This window comes from Rhodococcus phenolicus (genome assembly GCF_001646785.1).
In the GTDB taxonomy this organism is placed as follows: domain Bacteria; phylum Actinomycetota; class Actinomycetes; order Mycobacteriales; family Mycobacteriaceae; genus Rhodococcus; species Rhodococcus phenolicus.
On the sequence record NZ_LRRH01000016.1, the window covers coordinates 79,715 to 99,528 of the forward strand.

The 19,814-nt window shown below is 68.6% G+C and carries 18 protein-coding genes; 12 read left to right on the top strand and 6 right to left on the bottom strand.

Annotated features, from left to right (window positions below; genetic code table 11):
- The first annotated feature begins 12 nt into the window (after positions 1-12).
- Together ligA and A8G15_RS06145 are read left to right on the top strand one after the other, a co-directional pair.
- Positions 13-2,118 (top strand): NAD-dependent DNA ligase LigA, encoded by a 2,106-nt coding sequence (gene ligA / locus A8G15_RS06140; protein ID WP_068156699.1) that lies wholly within the window; start codon positions 13-15, stop codon positions 2,116-2,118.
- A gap of 63 nt (positions 2,119-2,181) precedes the next feature.
- A complete protein-coding gene (locus A8G15_RS06145; protein WP_068156702.1) occupies positions 2,182-2,670 on the top strand; it encodes a GNAT family N-acetyltransferase in 489 nt (162 codons plus the stop codon).
- A gap of 18 nt (positions 2,671-2,688) precedes the next feature.
- Here A8G15_RS06145 and A8G15_RS06150 read toward each other — a convergent pair whose 3' ends face one another.
- On the bottom strand, positions 2,689-3,339 hold the full coding sequence (locus tag A8G15_RS06150) for an ACT domain-containing protein (RefSeq protein ID WP_068156704.1): 651 nt from the start codon (positions 3,337-3,339) through the stop codon (positions 2,689-2,691).
- Positions 3,340-3,651: 312 nt separating this feature from the next.
- On the opposite strand from A8G15_RS06150, the gene gatC reads away from it, so the two are divergent.
- From gatC to A8G15_RS06165, 3 genes are all read left to right on the top strand, one after another.
- Complete coding sequence (gene gatC / locus A8G15_RS06155; protein ID WP_068156706.1) at positions 3,652-3,951, top strand: Asp-tRNA(Asn)/Glu-tRNA(Gln) amidotransferase subunit GatC; 300 nt, start codon at positions 3,652-3,654, stop codon at positions 3,949-3,951.
- A complete protein-coding gene (gene gatA / locus A8G15_RS06160) occupies positions 3,948-5,423 on the top strand; it encodes an Asp-tRNA(Asn)/Glu-tRNA(Gln) amidotransferase subunit GatA (RefSeq protein ID WP_068156708.1) in 1,476 nt (491 codons plus the stop codon). The genes gatC and gatA overlap by 4 nt, the downstream gene beginning before the upstream one ends.
- Before the next feature lie 145 nt (positions 5,424-5,568).
- A complete protein-coding gene (locus A8G15_RS06165) occupies positions 5,569-6,405 on the top strand; it encodes an alpha/beta fold hydrolase (protein WP_068156711.1) in 837 nt (278 codons plus the stop codon).
- 27 nt (positions 6,406-6,432) lie between these two features.
- Here A8G15_RS06165 and A8G15_RS06170 read toward each other — a convergent pair whose 3' ends face one another.
- The 4 genes from A8G15_RS06170 to A8G15_RS06185 form a co-directional block, all read right to left on the bottom strand.
- Positions 6,433-7,776 carry an alpha/beta-hydrolase family protein gene (locus A8G15_RS06170; RefSeq protein ID WP_082899689.1) on the bottom strand — a complete coding sequence of 448 codons (1,344 nt, stop codon included), beginning with the start codon at positions 7,774-7,776 and terminating at the stop codon, positions 6,433-6,435.
- Positions 7,773-8,381: a phospholipase A2 family protein gene (locus tag A8G15_RS06175; RefSeq protein WP_068156715.1), complete on the bottom strand. Its 609-nt coding sequence runs from the start codon at positions 8,379-8,381 to the stop codon at positions 7,773-7,775. Before A8G15_RS06175 ends, A8G15_RS06170 begins: the two co-directional genes overlap by 4 nt.
- A gap of 148 nt (positions 8,382-8,529) precedes the next feature.
- Entirely contained in the window at positions 8,530-9,276 is a 747-nt protein-coding gene (locus A8G15_RS06180; RefSeq protein ID WP_068156717.1) for a FadR/GntR family transcriptional regulator, read from the bottom strand.
- A gap of 28 nt (positions 9,277-9,304) precedes the next feature.
- Positions 9,305-10,972, bottom strand: a complete 1,668-nt coding sequence (locus A8G15_RS06185) for an L-lactate permease (RefSeq protein ID WP_068156719.1) — start codon at positions 10,970-10,972, stop codon at positions 9,305-9,307.
- Between the two features lie 199 nt (positions 10,973-11,171).
- Between A8G15_RS06185 and A8G15_RS06190 the strand changes: the two genes are divergently transcribed.
- The 5 genes from A8G15_RS06190 (at position 11,172) to A8G15_RS06210 (ending at position 16,033) form a co-directional block, all read left to right on the top strand.
- The gene (locus A8G15_RS06190) at positions 11,172-11,924 is read left to right on the top strand and encodes a (Fe-S)-binding protein (protein ID WP_068156724.1); all 753 of its coding nucleotides are present in this window, start codon (positions 11,172-11,174) and stop codon (positions 11,922-11,924) included.
- Complete coding sequence (locus A8G15_RS06195; protein WP_068156728.1) at positions 11,921-13,429, top strand: LutB/LldF family L-lactate oxidation iron-sulfur protein; 1,509 nt, start codon at positions 11,921-11,923, stop codon at positions 13,427-13,429. Before A8G15_RS06190 ends, A8G15_RS06195 begins: the two co-directional genes overlap by 4 nt.
- Positions 13,426-14,046 (top strand): LutC/YkgG family protein, encoded by a 621-nt coding sequence (locus tag A8G15_RS06200; protein ID WP_068156731.1) that lies wholly within the window; start codon positions 13,426-13,428, stop codon positions 14,044-14,046. Before A8G15_RS06195 ends, A8G15_RS06200 begins: the two co-directional genes overlap by 4 nt.
- 93 nt (positions 14,047-14,139) lie before the next feature.
- Entirely contained in the window at positions 14,140-15,351 is a 1,212-nt protein-coding gene (locus A8G15_RS06205; RefSeq protein WP_245687724.1) for a sensor histidine kinase, read from the top strand.
- Positions 15,352-15,361: 10 nt separating this feature from the next.
- Positions 15,362-16,033 (top strand): response regulator, encoded by a 672-nt coding sequence (locus tag A8G15_RS06210; RefSeq protein WP_068156734.1) that lies wholly within the window; start codon positions 15,362-15,364, stop codon positions 16,031-16,033.
- A gap of 125 nt (positions 16,034-16,158) precedes the next feature.
- Here the strand turns inward: A8G15_RS06210 and A8G15_RS06215 are convergent, their stop codons facing one another.
- Entirely contained in the window at positions 16,159-17,010 is an 852-nt protein-coding gene (locus tag A8G15_RS06215) for a formate/nitrite transporter family protein (RefSeq protein WP_068156737.1), read from the bottom strand.
- Positions 17,011-17,220: 210 nt separating this feature from the next.
- Here A8G15_RS06215 and A8G15_RS06220 point away from each other — a divergent pair, with 210 nt between their 5' ends.
- Together A8G15_RS06220 and gatB are read left to right on the top strand one after the other, a co-directional pair.
- Positions 17,221-18,252, top strand: coding sequence for a 6-phosphofructokinase (locus tag A8G15_RS06220; RefSeq protein WP_068156836.1), 1,032 nt, complete (start codon positions 17,221-17,223; stop codon positions 18,250-18,252).
- 43 nt (positions 18,253-18,295) lie between these two features.
- Entirely contained in the window at positions 18,296-19,804 is a 1,509-nt protein-coding gene (gene gatB, locus A8G15_RS06225; protein ID WP_068156742.1) for an Asp-tRNA(Asn)/Glu-tRNA(Gln) amidotransferase subunit GatB, read from the top strand.
- Positions 19,805-19,814 lie beyond the last annotated feature (10 nt).

Below are 19,814 nucleotides of genomic sequence, written 5' to 3' on the forward strand. Positions count from 1 at the left end.
GGCTTGCGGGCTGTGAGTGAATCGACGGACGCAGCCATCACCGCACCTCCCGAGGCACGCGAGCGCTGGCAACAGCTCGCCGAGGAGGTGCGCGAGCATCAGTTCCGCTACTACGTGCGCGACGCCCCGACCATCTCCGACGGCGCGTTCGACCAGTTGCTCGGCGAACTGAACGCCCTCGAGGAGCAGTACTCGGAACTGCGCACGCCCGATTCACCGACCCAGCTCGTCGGCGGCGGCTTCGCCACCGATTTCACCGCCGTCGACCACCTCGAGCGGATGCTCAGTCTCGACAACGTCTTCACCGAGGACGAGTTGCGCGGATGGCTCGCCCGCGTCGAATCCGAGACCGGCGGCAACCTGCACTATCTGTGCGAGGTGAAGATCGACGGTGTCGCGCTGAACCTCGTGTACGAGAACGGCAGGCTGGTGCGCGCGGCGACCCGCGGCGACGGCCGCACCGGCGAGGAGGTCACCCTCAATGCCCTGACCATCGAGGACATCCCGGAGCGGATCACCGGCACCGACGACTTCCCGGTACCGACGGTGCTGGAGGTGCGCGGCGAGGTGTTCTTCCGGCTCGAGGACTTCCAGGCCCTCAACGCGAGCCTGGTCGCCGAGGGCAAGGCGCCGTTCGCGAATCCCCGCAACTCCGCGGCAGGTTCACTGCGGCAGAAGAACCCGGCGGTCACCGCCAGACGCCGGCTCGGCATGATCTGCCACGGATTCGGACGTCTCGAAGGATTCGAACCGGAGTCCCAGTCCGAGGCGTACACGGCGCTCGCGGCATGGGGGCTGCCCGTCTCCCCGCACACCGTCCGGGTGCAGGGCGCCGACGCGGTCGTCGAACGGATGCGGTACTGGGGCGAGCATCGCCACGACATCGAGCACGAGATCGACGGTCTCGTCGTCAAGGTGGACGAGATGTCGCTGCACCGGCGCCTCGGCGCGACCTCGCGTGCGCCGCGCTGGGCGATCGCCTACAAGTACCCGCCGGAGGAGGTCACCACCAAACTCCTCGACATCCGGGTCAGCGTCGGCCGCACCGGCCGCGTCACCCCGTTCGCATACATGGAACCGGTGACGGTCGCGGGGTCGACGGTGTCGCTGGCGACGCTGCACAACGCGTCCGAGGTGGTCCGCAAGGGCGTGCTCATCGGCGACACCGTGGTGCTGCGCAAGGCCGGCGACGTGATTCCGGAGGTGCTCGGCCCGGTCGTCGACCTGCGCGACGGCACCGAACGCGAATTCGTGATGCCCACCGAATGTCCGGAGTGCGCAACACCTCTCGCGCCGGCGAAGGAATCCGACGTCGATCTGCGGTGCCCGAATCAGCAGCACTGCCCGGCGCAGCTGAGGGAGCGGGTCTTCCATGTCGCCGGCCGCGGCGCATTCGACATCGAGGCGCTCGGGTACGAGGCGTCCACGGCGCTGGTGACCTCCGGTGCGATCGGCAACGAGGGCGACCTGTTCACACTCACCGCCGACGATCTGATGACCACGTCGATCTTCCGCACCGCCAAGGGCGCGTTGTCGAAGAACGGCGAGCGGCTGCTCGAGAATCTCGAACGCGCGAAGGACAAGCCGCTGTGGCGGGTGCTCGTCGCGCTGTCCATCCGGCACGTCGGACCCACCGCGGCGCGGGCGCTGGCCACCGAGTTCGGCAGCCTCGAACGGATCCGGGCCGCGTCCGTCGACGAGCTCGCCGCCGTCGAGGGCGTCGGCCCGACCATCGCGGCGTCCGTCGGCGAATGGTTCACGGTCGGGTGGCACGTCGAGATCGTCGAGAAGTGGGCGGCCGCCGGTGTCCGCATGGAGGACGAACGCGACGAATCGGTCGAGCGGAACCTCGAGGGACTGTCGATCGTCGTCACCGGCAGTCTCGACGGCTTCTCCCGCGATCAGGCGAAGGAGGCCATCCTGCTGCGCGGCGGCAAGGCCGCCGGGTCGGTGTCGAAGAAGACCGCGTTCGTGGTGATCGGCGACGCCCCCGGATCGAAGGCAGACAAGGCCGCCGATCTGGGGGTTCCGATCCTCGACGAGGCCGGGTTCCGCACTCTGCTCGAGTTCGGTCCGGACGCGGTGACCGGCAGTGACGTGGACGACGCCGACGCCTGACTGTGGCGAGTATCGCTCCCGGCCGTTTTGGGCGGCTGCAGAATCGGCTGTCATAGTGCAGAAATGATCGAGATCAGGCGCGTGAGCCCGGACGAGTACGAGACCGTCGGCGACCTCACCGTCGGCGTGTACGTCGGCGGCGGCTTCGTCGAACCCGACGATCCGTACGTCGGGCGACTGCGCGACACCGCCACCCGCGACGCGCAGGGCGAGGTCGTCGTCGCGGTCGCGGACGGCGAGATCGTCGGGTCGCTGACGCTGGCCGAACCGATGTCGCGGCTCGCGGACATCGCCGAGAAGGACGAACTCGAACTGCGGATGCTCGCGGTCGCGCCGGAAGCACGCCGCCGCGGCGTCGGGTCGGCTCTCGTACGGCACGGGCTCGACGCCGCCTACGAGCGCGGGGACCGCGCCGTGGTGATCTCGACGGAACCGGCCATGGTCGACGCGCGCCGTATCTACGACCGCAACGGGTTCGTTCCCGTCGCCGAGCGCAACTGGGTGCCGGTTCCCGGTGTCGAGCTCACCGCGATGGTGCGCGAACTCGTCTGATCCGAACCGGTCCGGGGTTCAGCCCAGCACGGTGCCGATGATGCCCGCGAGGTAGCCGACCCGGGCCACCTCGGAGGGCCGGAACTCCGGCCCTCCGGGACGGCCGAGCATGAGTACCCGGGTGGGCGAGCCGAGGGGTGCGGCAGCGAGCGTGGTGTCCATCTGCCGCCACACCTCGGGAACCCACGGGGCCTCGTGATCGAGCAGCTGAGGCTTCTCCAGCGGCATCCACGGCAGGTTCAGGGCGTGGGTCTCGGGGGCGCCGGGGCTGCCCGCGACCCGGTAGGGGCCGTTGGGGCCGACGGCGATCACCGTGGCCCAGCCGACGCGCAGCACACGCGGCGCGCCGTCGGCGAGGATCTGGAGCCGGCCGTCGCGTGCGGCGGCGACCTGGTCGATGAGTTCGAGTTCGCGGTGGGTGTCGAGCATGCCCGCGTACGGCCGGATGGAGTCCACGGTGACACCGTCGAGGGCTTCGGCGGCGGTGATGAGCGTGTCGGGAAGTTTGCCGGGCTCGACGTCGACGACGAGATCGTCGATGGCGAAGTCGGCGCCGCGTTCGACGACGTCGAGCGACAGGATGTCCGCGCCGACCGAGCCGAGAGCGACGGCGAGCGCGCCGAGGCTACCGGGCCGATCGGGTAGCTGGACACGCAACAGATACGACACGTGTGTCCTTTCACCTCTGGCCGATACGAGTGCCGACCGGTTCCGGGGCACTACTGTTTTCGAGGCCGCACGGCGACCCCCGACTGCGACCATCCTGTCACTTCCGGAAGCCTCCCGGTATACGGATTCCGGACGAAACGGGCGTCATTGTCGAATATCCGCCGGTCAAGGACGGGCACGAAACACGATTGCAACGTGTGTTTCGCGCATCCGAAACGGTGCGGCCGCGTTCAGGGTCCCGCACAGGAGGCCGAACCGGGCACGCACTACGCTGGACGCGACGTTCGTTCTCCATGAAAGGGGTCACCGAAGGTGCCTGCCATCTCCCGTGACGAGGTCGCACACCTCGCCCGGTTGTCCCGGCTCGCGCTGTCCGACGCCGAACTCGACGAGTTCGCCGGCCAGCTGGACTCGATCCTCAGCCACGTCAAGGCGGTGTCGGAAGTGGCCGCGGACGACGTGGCTCCGATGGCCAACCCGAACGCGGTGACCAACGTGACCCGCCCCGACGTCGTGGTGCCGGGCCTGACCCCCGACGAAGCGCTCTCGGGTGCGCCGGTCGTCGAGGAAGGCCGTTTCTCGGTTCCGCAGATCCTGGGAGAGGGCGAATGAGCAGCGAACTGACCCGTCTGTCCGCCGCCGACCTGGCGTCGCGGATCCACGCCGGCGAGGTGTCCTCGGTCGAGGTCACCCGGGCGCACCTCGACCGCATCGGCGAGGTCGACGGCGAGTACCACGCGTACCTGCACGTCGCCGCCGATCAGGCGCTCGCCGCCGCGGCCGAGGTCGACCGTGCCGTCGCCGCCGGCGACACCCCGGTCTCGCCGCTCGCGGGTGTGCCGATCGCTCTCAAGGACGTGTTCACCACCACGGACATGCCCACCACCTGCGGCTCCAAGATCCTCGAGGGCTGGGTCGCGCCGTACGACGCGACGCTGACCACCAAGCTGCGCCAGGCCGGCATCCCGATCCTCGGCAAGACCAACATGGACGAGTTCGCGATGGGCTCGTCGACCGAGAACTCCGCCTACGGCCCGACCCGCAACCCGTGGGACACCACCCGCATCCCGGGCGGGTCCGGTGGCGGCTCGGCCGCGGCGCTCGCGTCGTACCAGGCGCCGCTCGCGATCGGCACCGATACCGGCGGTTCCATCCGCCAGCCCGCGGCCGTCACCGCCACCGTCGGCACCAAGCCCACCTACGGCACGGTGTCCCGCTACGGTCTGGTCGCCTGCGCGTCGTCGCTGGACCAGGGCGGTCCGTGCGGTCGCACCGTCCTCGACACCGCGCTGCTGCACGAGGTCATCGCCGGCCATGATCCGCGCGACTCCACCTCCGTCGAGGCTCCGGTCCGCCCGATCGTCGAGGCCGCTCGCCAGGGTGCTTCCGGCGACCTGAAGGGCCTGCGCGTCGGTGTGGTCAAGGAACTGCACTCCGACAGCTACCAGCCGGGCGTGATCTCGTCGTTCGATGCCGCGGTCGAGACGCTGACGAAGCTCGGCGCCGAGGTCGTGGAGGTGTCCTGCCCGCACTTCGAGTATGCGCTGGCCTCCTACTACCTCATCCTGCCGTCCGAGGTCTCCTCGAACCTCGCACGGTTCGACGCGATGCGCTACGGCCTGCGGGTCGACGACGGCAACATGAGCGCGGAGCAGGTCATGGCCGCCACCCGTGCCGCCGGTTTCGGCAAGGAAGTCAAGCGGCGCATCATGATCGGCACCTACGCGCTGTCCTCGGGTTACTACGACGCGTACTACGGCCAGGCGCTGAAGGTCCGCTCGCTCATCGCGCAGGACTTCGACAAGGCCTACGAGCAGGTCGACGTCCTGGTGTCGCCGACGAGCCCGTTCACGCCGTGGAAGATTGGCGAGAAGGTCGACGATCCGCTGGCGATGTACCTGTCCGACCTGTGCACGCTCCCGACCAACCTGGCCGGGCACTGCGCGATGTCGGTGCCGTCGGGTCTCGCCGACGACGACGGACTGCCCGTCGGTCTGCAGATCATGGCTCCGGCACTCGCCGATGAGCGCCTCTACCGCGTCGGCGCGGCCTTCGAGGCTGCGCGCGGCCCGGTCCTCGCCTGACCTGAACAGCCGGCGCCGGGCCCGGGACCACACGGTCCCGGGCCCGGCGTCCGTTTTCGTCCCGGGGATCCGCTGCGCTGCTTCCCCTGCGCCCCGGCTCGTCCTCTGCCACTATGGAACGCATTGTCCGCGAAGGGGGAATCGCGTGCCCGAGGTCGAGCTTTCGGCAGGGACGATCGAGTACGAGGACACCGGGGGTGACGGTCCGGTCCTGGTTTTCATCCACGGATTGCTCATGGACAGCACCGGGTGGCGGCACGTGGTCCCGGAACTGCGTGGCACGTACCGGTGCATCCTGCCGACCTGGCCGATCGGTTCGCACCGCAAACCGATGCACCCGGACGCGGACCTGACGCTGATCGGAATGGGCCGTCTCGTCGGAGAATTCCTCGAGGCACTCGACCTGCGTGAGGTCACGCTGGTCCAGAACGACTGGGGTGTCGCCCAGATCTTTCTCGCCGTCGCGAATCCCGAACGCGTGTCCCGGCTCGTACTCACCGCGTGCGAGGCGTTCGACAACTATCCGCCCGGCCCGGTCAAGCTGCTTCTTCCGTTGGCCCGGATGCCCGGTGGGTTCCGTGTGCTGATGTCGGTGCTGGGCACCCGGCTGGGCAGGCGCGGTCCCGGCACGTGGGGCTGGATGAGCAAGAGACCGGTACCCGAACAGGTCTACGACGCCTGGTTCCGTCCGGCCACCGTCGATCGCGACGTGCGTCGTGATGTCGCGAGATACTCGGTCTCGGCGCCGCCGAAGAAGGAACTGCTCGACCTTGCGGCGAAGTCCGGGCAGTTCGCCGGTCCGGTGCTGATCGTGTGGGCCACCGAAGACCGGATGATGCCCCGTGACCACGGGCGTCGCCTCGCCGACCTGTTCCCGGATGCCCGACTCGTCGAGATCGACGACAGCTACACCCTTCTGGCCGAGGATCAACCGGAGAAACTGACCGCGGCGATCACCGAGTTCCTGGCAGCCACGAACTGACCGATCGACGCTCGGAACGGCGCCACCCTACGACGCGCAGCGGGCCTGGTCCGGCCCGTAACGATGTCCGTGACCGGGGGTGGCGTCCAACGCGAACAGCAGATCCACTGTGGTCTGGAGAAATCCGACGATCGGCAGCCACGTGGGCATCGGTGCGTCGACGCGGGCGCGGGACAGATCCGGTGGGGACCACAGCAGCGACGGTTGCCAGCGGATCACCGGATCGGACGAATTCGCCAGCACCGTCCCGCCGTCCGCCCGCACCGAGCCTGCGGGCGGGCCGGCCCACAACGCCTCGCACGGCCCCGGCGCGCGGAAGCCGTCGAACGCGGCGCCGGCCCCGACCGCGCCGAGGCTCTGCCCGTACACGTGCAGCTGCGGACGGTGCGCCGGAGCCAGAGTGGCCAGGTGTGCGCGGACCGTATCCACCAGCGCGGTGGCCGCCTCGGTGGCGGCGTCGCGGTCGAACACGAACGTGACCCAGCTCGGAGCCGACGAGTACTGCGTGGCCACCAGTGCCAGGTCGTCGCCGTACACCGCTTCGAAGCCCGCCACCGCATTCGCGTCGACCCAGCCCGATCCGGTGGGCACCGCGACCACCACGTGTCCACGATCGAATCCACCGGCCCGATCGAGTTCCCGGACCGCCAGGACGGCCCGTGCCTGCGCATCGGGCGCCGATTCCGCACCCACATACGTGCGGATCGGGGAATGGTCCGATGCCAGGGTGACGAAGCGCCGACCCTGCTCGCCGAGGGTTTCCCACGACACCAGCGACTCCGACGACCCCGAGACGCCTGCCGCGAGGGATGCAGACAGTGCGGAGGTACCTGCCGTCGGAACGACGCCGAGCGACGCGGCGTACCCGGCGACAGCGAGCACCGCTCCGGCAGCGACGGTGCGCACCGGGCCGATACGGCGGACCCCGATCGCCAGACCCCGGGTGCCGGCCACGACGAGGCCCGAAACGATCGCGACCGTCGTCCAGTGCCCGGCGCCGACGGGGTCCACCCCCATTGCGGCGCGCAGTCCGTTCTGCCAATGATCCGCGGCGAGAACCGCCGCACCGCAACCGGCGATCGAGACGACGAGCACACCCTGCCGGGCTCCGGCCGAGACCGTTCGCGGCGTCCTGCCGAGCTTGCCGCGCAGTGCCCGGCTCGCCGCGAGGAGCGTGAGCGCGCACAACACCGACAGCGCGGTGAACACCGCCTGCGTGACGGCCGACCGCGGTAACAGCGACGGTGCGAGGGAGAGTCCCGCCGCGGAGGTCACCGCGATCGTGGTGGTGACCCGGGGCCACGCGATCGTGCGTGCCAGGGACAGCGAAAGGCTCTGTGGCCGTGGAGTTCCGGCGGTCGCTGTGCTCACGATCGCACCCGCATTCCTGCGGCCGCGACTGCCGCGCCCAACCCGAGCAGGACGGGGAGCGGGGATTCCGGACCCGGCGCCCGATATTCCTGCCGCCACGAATTGATCCGCACCGCAACCGAAGCGATCTCGGCGACGACCGCGCACCCGGCCCCGGCGTCCGGTTCCGTCGCGCACGCCGCACGCAGGTCCCGTGTCAGGTTCCGATCCAGTGCCCGGCGCGCGTCCGGCCCGAGTTCACCGCCGGAATCGCGGGCGAACCGCAACAGGTCGTATCCGAGATCGTGGGTGCGGCATGCCGGTTCGAACAACCCGGGCAGCGGAACCGGAGACGAACACGAACCGTCCGGGTCGCTGAGGCGATCGCCCTCGGCGCCTGATTCGCGGATCGGGTCGTAGTGCATCGCCGCCGCGAAGTCCGACGGGAACGCGGCGCTCGCCGCATCGCTGTCGCCGTTGCCGAGCGCAACGACGGTGGCGGCGGCCGCGGAATGTTCGGGGACGGAGGAACTCACCGTGGGCGGGTTCGCGGCACCCACGCACGCGAGTGCGGCGAGGACACCGACAGCCGTTGCGGCCCGGGCTTTCCCGGATCGGATGATCATGAATCCGACGCTAAGAGCGCGATACCGGTGTCCGGATCACACGCCGGACCGGTTCCCGGTGGATCGTCCAGCACCGCAGTAGTGCCCCGGACTCACCCCACGGTATGACGCCGGGCGAGGCGGAGCCACGCCCGGCGCGGACGGTCTTCTACACGTGGGTGGTCGAACCGGGGGGCGTCGGATGCGTGCTCGTCGAGCCCAGGGTCTCGGAATAGTACCCGCGGATATGGCCTTCGATGCGTGCACATGCCAGGTCCGGATCTCCCGCACGCACCGCTGCGACCAGCCCGCGGTGCTCGTGCCGCAGGCGCCCGCACGTCGCCGGCCAGATCGCCAGCGGAGCTCCGGCGAGAACGTAACCCTCGATGGATTCGCGCAGACCCGCCATCATCGCCGCGATCACCTGGTTCCCCGCGGCATCGGCCAGCGCGATATGGAACTGCGAATCGAGCACCAGGAACTCGTGCGGTTCCAGCGCAGTGTCGTCCATCGCGTCGAGCAACTCCTCGGCGCTCCCGAGATCCGGTGTGGGGGTGCGGGCCGCCAGGGACCGCATCACCTCGGATTCGAGGACGAGTCGGGTCTGCACCACGTCGGTGACCGGGAAGTTCTGGGCGGCGACCTGCATCCGCATCAGCATCGTCATTCCACCGGTGGGCCGGGAGACGATCATCGCGCCCGATGTCGGGCCGGACCCGGTCTGCGACTTGAGCAGTCCCATCGCTTCCATGACGCGCAGGGCTTCGCGTACCGACGAGCGTCCGACACCGAGTTCGGCGGCGAGTACGCGTTCCCCGGGCAGACGCTGGCCCGGGGAGAGCTCCCCGGAGACCAGCATCTGCTCGAGATGGTTGAGCACGTGTTCCCACGCGCGCGGTTCGGACTGTGTCGGCATAGCTGGACAGCTTACGTATCGACCCTGGTCAGGGCAGCATCCAGGACAGCACCGGCGTCGACTGCAGGTACACCAGCACGCAGAGGATCGCGAGCATGCCGACGCTGTATCCGACCACCTTGCGCAGCAGTTCGGGTTCGCTGCCGGGCCGATCCACGGCCGTTGCCGCGATGGTGAGGTTCTGCGGGCTGATCAGCTTGCCGACGACACCGCCGGACGTGTTCGCCGCGACCAGCAGCGTCGGGTCGATTCCGGCGGTCTGACCCGCCGCCTGCTGCAGTCGCGCGAACAGGGCGTTGGCCGAGGTGTCGGAGCCGGTGACCGCGGTGCCCAGCCAGCCGAGAATCGGGGAGAGCAACGCGAAGATCGCGCCGGCCCCGGCCAGCCACGTGCCGATCGCGACGGTCTGCCCGGACTGGTTCATCACGTACGACAGTCCCAGCACCGTTGCGACGGTGGCGATGGCGAGGCGCATCTTCCACGCGGTGCTGCCCAGGGTCACCACGGCGAGGCGCCCGGTCATGGGGAATCTGCCCGCGTGGGTCCACACCGTGTAGACGACGGTGACGATGGCACCGGAGATCAGCAGGAGGGTGCCGGGGGTGGACAGCCACGGCAGGGTGTAGATCGCGCTGGTCGATGCCGATCCGTCGGCGTTGAGCAGGTTTCCGTACAGTCCGGGCCACTCGATCTTGATATCGGTGGACGCCAGCCACTTCGGGACGTCGACGCCGATCGTCCACAGTTTGGCGATACCGAACACCACGATGACGAGCAGGTAGGGGAACAGGGCGAACATCGTGCGGGTGGGGCCGATGGGTTCGGCCGAGGCCTGTGAGAGCTGGTCTTCGGGCGTGCGGGGTGCCCAGAAACGCAGCATGACGACCGCGGCGGCCAGGCCAACCAGCGACGCGACCACATCGGTCAGTTCGTACGAGAAGTGCGAGGAGCACCAGAACTGGGCGAACGCGAACGCGACGCCGGTGACCAGCGCGATCGGCCACACCTGACGGAAACCGCGGCGGCCGTCGACGAGGAAGAGCAGCAGCATCGGCACGAACAGCGCCAGCACGGGCGTTTGACGACCGACGACGGCGGCGATCTCGGTGGCCGGGATGCCGGTGAGGTTGCCTGCGGTGGTGATCGGAATTGCCATGGCGCCGAACGCGACCGGTGCGGTGTTGGCGACGAGCACGGTGACGGCGGCGCGAATCGGCGGCATCCCGATGGCGATGAGCATGGCGCCGGTGATCGCGACCGGTGCGCCGAAGCCGGCGAGGGCTTCGAGCATGCCGCCGAAGCAGAACGCGATGAGCATCGCCTGGACGCGCATGTCGCCGCGGCCGACGGAGTTGAAGACCTGTCGCAGGTCCTCGAAGCGACCGCTCACGACGGTGAGTTCGTAGAACCAGATCGCCGTGACCACGATCCACATGACCGGGAACAGGCCGAACGCGATGCCCTGCAGGGCGGAGAGGCCGGCGAGCTGTGCGGGCATCCCGAATCCGACGACCGCGACGATCAGGGCGACGGCGAGCGCGCCGAGCCCGGAGTACCAGGCTTTGAGTTTGAATCCGGCGAGCAGGACGAAGAAGGTCAGCAGCGGCACCAGGCCGAGCAGTGCGGAGGCGGTGAGGCTGCCGGCGACGGCGGTCGTCGACGGGGTGAAGCTCACCGCGAGCAGATCGGTTTCCACCGGGGTCTCCTGAGGTCGCGGCCGCGGGTGCGGCGAGGTCTGTGGTCGGACCACGTGGTCGGACCACAGGAAGCTACACCATGATGCGGGTCACAATCGAGCGCCGGTTCCGGATCGGGCAATCTCCGCGATCGGTGACCCCACCCACTTTCGGTACGCTATTGTGTGGTCAGACCACACCATCCGATGCGGAGTTCCCATGCGAGTCGCGTTGTTCGCCACGTGTTTGGGCGACACACTGTTCCCGAATGCAGTCAAATCCACGGCCCTGCTGCTCGCCAGGCTCGGCCACGAGGTCGTCTTCCCCGAAGGGCAGACGTGCTGCGGCCAGATGCACGTCAACACCGGGTATCAACCCGACGCGCTGCCCCTCGTCTCGAACTTCGCCGACACGTTCGGCGATCCGTCGATCGACGCCGTCGTCGCACCGTCCGGTTCCTGCGTCGGATCCGTGCGACACCAGCACGAGATCGTCGCCTCGCGATACGGCACACCCTCGCTCTGCGGGCGGGTGGAAACCGTGAAGGCCAAGACCTACGAGCTGTCCGAGTTCCTGGTCGACGTTCTCGGTGTCACCGACGTCGGGGCCTACTTCCCGCATCGGGTGACCTACCACCCCACCTGCCACTCGCTGCGCATGCTGCGTGTCGGCGACAAGCCCCTCCGGCTTCTGCGGGAGGTCCGCGGTCTCGACCTGATCGAGCTCCCCGAGGCCGACGCGTGCTGCGGCTTCGGTGGAACGTTCGCGCTCAAGAACGCCGAGACCTCGACCGCGATGCTGGCCGACAAGATCCGCAACGTCTCGACCACGGGAGCCGAATTCTGCAGCGCAAGCGATTCGTCCTGCCTCATGCACATCGGCGGGGGCATGTCCCGATTGCAGACCGGAACCCGAACCGTCCATCTCGCGGAGATTCTCTGCGCCACCGAGTCGGAGGTGATCTCGGCATGACATCGACCGCACTCGGAGTTCCCACCGTTCCCCCGCGCGGCTTCGGCAATCTGCGTGGAACCGAGACGTTTCCGGCCGCAGCGCACCACGAGCTCGCGAACGGACAGCTGCGGCGGAACATCGGCAAGGCGACGCACACCATCCGTGCCAAGCGATTGCACGTCACCGGCGAGCTGGCCGACTGGGAACAGTTGCGCGACGCGGGTGCCGCGATCAAGACCGATGTGCTGAACCGGCTGCCGGAACTGCTCGAGCAACTCGAAGCCGCCGTCGTCGAACGCGGCGGAGTGGTGCACTGGGCCGCCGACGCCGCCGAAGCCAACGCGATCGTCGCGCAGCTCGTCCGCGACACCGGCTCCGACGAGGTCATCAAGGTCAAGTCCATGGCCACGCAGGAGATCGGACTCAACGAGCACCTCGAAGCCGAGGGGATCCGCGCGTACGAGACCGACCTCGCCGAGCTCATCGTCCAGCTCGGGCACGACAAGCCGTCGCACATCCTGGTGCCGGCCATCCACCGCAACCGCACCGAGATCCGCGAGATCTTCCTGCGCGAGATGACCGGCGTCGATCCGGATCTCGACGACAATCCGGTACACCTGGCCGAAGCGGCACGAACGTTCCTGCGCGGAAAGTTCATGACGGTTCCGGTGGCGGTGTCCGGAGCGAACTTCGGGATCGCCGAAACCGGAACGCTCGCCGTCGTCGAATCCGAGGGCAACGGCCGTATGTGCCTGACCCTGCCCGACACCCTCATCACCGTCATGGGCATCGAGAAGCTGCTGCCCACCTACCGCGATCTCGAGGTGTTCCTGCAGCTGCTGCCGCGGTCCTCGACGGGCGAGAGGATGAATCCCTACACCTCGATGTGGACGGGTGTCACCCCCGGCGACGGTCCGCAGAACTTCCACCTCGTACTGCTCGACAACGGCCGCACCGCAGCGCTCGCCGATCGGATCGGACGCGAAGCGCTGCACTGCATCCGGTGTTCCGCCTGCCTGAACGTGTGCCCCGTGTACGAACGCACCGGCGGACACGCCTACGGCTCCACCTATCCCGGTCCGATCGGTGCGGTGCTCAGCCCGCAGCTGGCAGGGATGAGCGAGCCCGGGGACCCAAACGCGACCCTGCCGTTCGCCTCGAGTCTGTGCGGAGCGTGCTTCGACGCATGCCCCGTCAAGATCGACATTCCGTCCCTGCTCGTCGAATTGCGGCACCAGAAGGTCGAACATGCCGGGTTCGGGCTCGAAGCCGCGGCGATGAAAGCGGCCTCGGTGGCGATGGCCTCGTCCACTCGCTGGACCGCGGCCCAGAAGGCCGCCGGGGCGCTGCGGATCGTCGCCGGGAAGAAGGGCAAGATCTCCAATCTGCCCGGACCACTCGCAGGGTGGACGGCGGCCCGGGACATCCCGGCCCCGCCGAAGCAGACGTTCAGACAATGGTGGAACTCCGACGAGGGGGCCGCGGCGATCGCGCAGGCGCGCGAGACGGGAGAACTCGAGTGACTTCCCGCGACACGATCCTGGGTCGTATCCGCGATGCAGCAGTGCTGGCGCCGCCGGTACCTGCGGACATCCCGCGCGAATACCGCACCGGTCGCACGCTTCCCGACGACGAACGCTGCGAATTGTTCGTCGACCGGCTCGTCGACTACAAGGCGAGTGTGCATCGCACCACCGCCGAGGAGTTGCCCGCGACCATCGCCCGCGTGCTGGCCGAGCGCGGTGCCCGCCGGGTGGGTGTCCCGGCGGGACTGGACACAGCGTGGATGTCGCTGTTCGACGGCGAGACGATCGTCGACAGTGCCGACATCTCGGCGCCGGAACTCGGCGAACTCGACGGTGTGGTGACCGCGTCGGCGGTGTCCTGCGCGGAAACGGGCACGATCTTCCTCGACGGCAGCACCGGTCAGGGCCGGCGCGCCCTGACGTTGGTGCCCGACCTGCACGTGTGCGTGGTGACGCTGAGCAGCATCGAGGTCGGTGTGCCGGAGGCACTGGCCAGGCTGGTGCCGGAACGGCCCACCACCATGATCAGTGGGCCGTCGGCGACATCCGACATCGAGCTCGAACGCGTCGAGGGGGTCCACGGCCCGCGGACCCTCGACGTGGTGATCGTCTGACGCCTCGGTTGCTGCGTGCGCAGGCGGTGCTACCGAGGTAGCGGCCGCATCTCACTCCACGGTATGAGGACCGACGAGAATACGGACCCTAGTGTGGGGATCGTGAAGTCGTTCGTGCGTAATGGAGTTCGTGACGGTGTGAAACTGTCGGTCCGGTACGGCCGCGGTCGGTGGTGGGATGTCGCGATCGTCGTGACCACCCTGATCCTCTATTCGATTGCGTGGCCGACGCTCCAGCTCACACACGACGTGCCTGCCCCGCTCATGCCGATCATCTCCGGGCTGGCCGTGTTCCCGTTCCTGCTGGTGCGGGCACAGCCGGCGCTCGGCTGGGCGATCTCCGCGGTCGCGGCGATGATCGTGCCGTGGGCGTTCGACCGCATCCCGGGCTACGACTACCCCTGGCAGGTCGTGCACATCCTCGTGCTCCTCGCGCTGCTCACCGCGGTGTGCCTGCGCGAGGAGATGCGCATCGTGCTCGTCGTCTGGCTCGCAACCGTCCTGTTGTTCTTCGCGTACGTTCCCGGTAACGACGGGTGGGGGTGGGCGATCGGCCTCACCGCGATCGCCGCGTTCGCGCTGCTCGTTCGGTGGCTCGTGCTGTCACGGCGCCAGCTCGCCCGCGAGGAGGAGATCAGCGAACTCGAACGTGCCCGTCGCGCGGCGCTCGAAGAGAAGGCACGCATCGCCCGCGACCTGCACGACATCGTCGCCCACCACATGTCACTCGTCGTGGTGCAGGCACAGAGCGCCCCGTATCGGCTGCCGGACGTCTCCGACGCCGCACGCGCCGAATTCGAGTCGATCGGGGTGCTCGCGCGCGAGGCGCTCAACGAGGTTCGCGGCATGCTCGGTGTGCTGCGCAGCGACGGCACGCTGCCCGAGAATGCCCCGCAGCCGGGAATGGGAAGGCTCGACGAGCTGTTCGACGCGTCGCGTCGCGCCGGGGTCGACCTCACGGCCCGGATCGACGGGGACCCCGCGTCGGTGTCCGACGGCGCGGGACTCGCCGTGTACCGGATCGTGCAGGAATCGCTCGCGAACGCCGTCCGGCACGCGCCGGGATCCGAGGTGTCCGTGCAGGTCGTGTGCGGTCCGGACCGGGTGGACGTGACGGTGTGCAACGGCGCCGCGAAGGACGGCGGCGGCGACAGTCCTGTGATGCAACCGGAACTCGCCGGAGGCAACGGCATCCGCGGCATGGTGGATCGCGCGGCGTCGGTGGGCGGCCGGTTGTACGCACATCCGCGACCCGAGGGGGGATTCGAGGTGTCGGCGTCGCTGCCACGCGTCCCCGCCGCCTAGGCTCGGGGCAATGACCGAGCCGCATGCACCCATCACCGTGTTCATCGCCGACGATCAGGCCATGGTCCGCCAGGGCTTCGGCGCTCTGCTCGCCGCGCAACCCGACATCAGCGTCGTCGGGGACGCCCCGGACGGGAAGGTCGCGGTGAGCGAGGTCGCGCGGTTGCGGCCCGACGTCGTGCTCATGGATGTGCGCATGCCCGAGATGAACGGACTCGACGCCGCCCGGCACATCCTCGCGGACCGGCGTGAGCCCCGATCGAAGGTGTTGATGCTCACCACGTTCGACCTCGACGACTACGTGTACGAGGCACTGGGGATGGGTGCGAGCGGATTCCTGCTCAAGGACGCGCCCGCCGACGAACTGGTGCGGGCCGTGCGGGTCGTCGCCGAAGGGCAGGCGCTGCTGGCTCCGACCGTCACACGCCGGCTCATCGCCGACGTCACCCGGCGGCGGACTCCGCGCCGCAACACCGCGCTCGACGTGTTGACTCCGCGGGAAACCGAAGTGCTCGAACTCATCGCGCAGGGCCTGTCCAACCAGGAGATCGCCGAGCAGTTGTTCGTCGCCGAGCAGACGGTGAAGACGCACGTCGGCAAGGTGCTCGGCAAGCTGCATCTGCGCGACCGCGCGCAGGCGGTCGTGGTGGCCTACGAGTCGGGACTGGTGGTGCCCGGCTGACGACAGGACCGACGGTCTGAGCGCTGATTTCCGCACAGTGTGGGTGCACGGTGTGCAGGACGAACGGACCGAGCGCCCCATCCGCGCCCGGTCCGTCCGCTATCCTGCCGGAGAATCGTTCGGGATCAGACCGTTTCGGTCTCCCGAACCGGAACGGGTGCGATCTCGACTTCGGCCCGCTTCGGCCGGGTACGAACGTGGGTCGTGTAGATGGCCAGGCCGACGAAGACGAATCCGCCGACGAGATTGCCGAGTACCGTGGGGATCTCGTTCCACACCAGGTAGTCGGCGATGGTGAAGTCGGCTCCGAGCAGCAGGCCGGACGGGAACAGGAACATGTTGACCACCGAGTGCTCGAAACCCATGTAGAAGAACAGCATGATCGGCATCCACATGCCCAGGACCTTGCCCGTCACATGCTTCGACATCATCGCCGCGACGACGCCGGTCGACACCATCCAGTTGCACAGCACGCCGCGCAGGAACAAGGTCGCCATACCGGCGGCGCCGTGCTCGGCGTAGCCGATGGTCCGGCCCTCGCCGATGTGCATGAGTTTCTCGGCCACGTCGTTCGGCGGGATCGAGTAGCCGTAGGTGAGGACGAACGTGATGATGACGGCGACGGTGAACGCTCCCGCGAAGTTGCCGAGGAACACCAGCCCCCAGTTGCGCAGGACGGCGCCGATGGTGACGCCCGGCCGGCGATCCAGATACGCGATCGGTGCCAACGTGAACACGCCGGTGAGCAGGTCGAAACCGAGCAGGTAGAGCAGGCAGAAACCCACGGGGAACAGCGCGGCTCCGAGGAGGGCATTGCCGGTCTGGACGGTCACGGTGACCGCGAACGCTGCCGCGAGCGTGAGCAGCGCACCGCCCATGAACGCGCGGATCAACGTGTCGCGGGTGGACGTGAGAACTTTGCTATGGCCGGCGTCGACCATTGCACGGGCCAGTTCGGCCGGCGGGACATAGGACACGGCAACCTCCTGTGGGATCGGAGAAAGTGTCCGGGCTCACGGTGACCGGTGTGTTGCCTCGTCGTTAGTGCGCGTTGCGTTCCGCTCAGCGACACCGCAGTCGCACGGTGAGACTTCGCAGCGGGCAACGTTGCCGATCGAGATGACGCTCACGGCGGTTGCGGGCAGGATGACAGGAGCGACACGGTTCCTCTGCAGCGGGAGGTGTACATGACGAAAGTCGGAATTCTCACCAGCGGTGGCGATTGCCCGGGACTGAACGCGGTCATCCGCGGCGCGGTCCTGAAGGGCGAGACCGTGCACGGCCAGGAGTTCGTCGGATTCCTCGACGGGTGGCGCGGACTCGTCGAAGGCGATGTCGTGCCGCTCGACCGCAGCTCGGTGCGCGGTCTGTCGAACCAGGGCGGCACGATCCTCGGCACGAGCCGATTCGGGCCGTACCAGACCCCGGAGGGCGGGGCGCAGAACATCGCCCGCACCCTCGACAAGCTCGGCGTCGACGCGGTCGTCGCGATCGGCGGGGAAGGCACCGCGGCAGCGTCGAAACGGCTTTTCGAGGAAGGAATCCCGATCGTGGGCGTGCCCAAGACGATCGACAACGACCTCGGTCGTACCGACTACACGTTCGGGTTCGACACCGCCGTCGAGATCGCAACCGTCGCCATCGACCGGTTGCGCACCACCGGCAATTCGCACAAACGCTGCATGGTGCTCGAGGTGATGGGCCGCAACGCCGGGTGGATCGCACTGCACTCGGGTACCGCGGGCGGCGCCCACGCCATCCTCATCCCCGAGCACCCGGAAAGCATCGAGCAGATCTGTGCGTGGGTCACCAGCGTGCGCGACCGCGGTCGCGCCCCGATGGTCGTCGTCGCCGAAGGGTTCACGCTCCCGGGCATGACGGAGGCGCATTCGCACAAGGGCCTCGACGGGTTCGACCGCCCGCGACTCGGCGGAATCGGCGAGATCCTGGCCCCGATGATCGAGGAACGCACCGGCATCGAGACCCGCGCGACGGTACTCGGGCACATCCAGCGCGGGGGAGTACCCACAGCGTTCGACCGGGTGCTCGCCACGCGCCTGGGCATGGCCGTCACCGATCTCGTCGCCGACGAGGACTGGGGGCACATGGTGGCGTTGCACGGAACGAAGATCGTCCGGGTCGGATTCGACGAGGCCCTCGCACACCACAAGCTGGTGCCGGAGGAGCGATACCACGAGATGCGGGTTCTGTTCGGCTGAGTGGTGGTGAGGGCGCCGGCGGCCGGCGTCTAAAATCGAGCCCATGACTGCCGCCATGTCCGATGATCTGCTCGCCTACGACGACGTGCTCGCGAAGTTCGAGCCTGTGATGGGCATGGAGGTGCACGTCGAACTGCACACCGCCACCAAGATGTTCTGCGGCTGCCCGACCACGTTCGGCGCCGAGCCCAACACGCAGGTGTGCCCGGTGTGCCTGGGCCTGCCCGGTTCGCTTCCCGTCGTCAACCAGGCGGCCGTCGAGTCCGCGATCCGCATCGGCCTCGCCCTGAACTGTTCGATCACCCCGTGGGGCCGGTTCGCGCGGAAGAACTACTTCTACCCGGATCAGCCGAAGAACTACCAGATCTCGCAGTACGACGAGCCGATCGCGACGAACGGGTACCTCGACGTCGTCCTCGACGACGGCAGCACGTGGCGCGTCGAGATCGAACGCGCCCACATGGAAGAGGACACCGGCAAGTCGCTGCACGTCGGCGGTGCGACCGGACGTATCCACGGTGCCGACCACTCGCTGCTCGACTACAACCGTGCCGGTGTGCCGCTCGTGGAGATCGTCACCAAGCCCATCGTCGGTGCCGGTGAGCGCGCCCCCGAGGTGGCCCGTGCCTACGTCACCGCGCTGCGCGACCTGCTGAAGTCCCTCGACGTGTCCGACGTGCGCATGGACCAGGGTTCGATGCGCTGCGACGCCAACCTCTCCCTCAATCCGATCGGCGCGGACGAGTTCGGTACACGCACCGAGACGAAGAACGTGAACTCGCTCAAGTCCGTCGAGGTCGCCGTCCGCTACGAGATGCGCCGCCAGGCCGCGGTGCTCGTCGCCGGTGGTGAGGTGATCCAGGAGACCCGCCACTTCCAGGAGGGCGACGGCACCACCTCGCCGGGTCGCCGCAAGGAAACTGCCGAGGACTACCGCTACTTCCCGGAGCCGGACCTCGAGCCGGTCGCGCCGAGTGCCGAGTGGATCGAGGGACTGCGCGGCACCCTGCCGGAGCTGCCGTGGCTGCGCCGTGCCCGCATCCAGAAGGAATGGGGCGTGTCCGACGAGGAGATGCGCGACCTCGTCAACGCCGGCGCCCTCGACCTGGTGATCGCGACGACCGAGGCCGGTGCACCCGCATCGGAGGCCCGGTCGTGGTGGGTCGCCTACCTCACGCAGCAGGCCAACACCCGCGGCGTCGAGCTGGCGGATCTGCCGATCACCCCGGAGCAGGTCGCGAAGGTCATCGCCCTGGTTGCCGACGGCAAGCTCACCAACAAGCTGGCGCGGCAGGTCGTCGACGGTGTCCTCGCCGGTGAGGGCGACCCGGAGCAGGTCGTCGCTGCCCGTGGCCTCGAGGTCGTGCGCGACGACTCGGCGCTGCAGGCCGCCGTCGATGCGGCGCTTGCCGCGAACCCCGACATCGCCGACAAGATCCGCTCCGGCAAGGTCGCGGCCGCCGGCAAGATCGTCGGTGACGTCATGAAGGCCACTCGCGGCCAGGCCGACCCGGCCCGCGTCAAGGAACTCGTGATCGCCGCCTGCAGCTGATCTCTCGCCG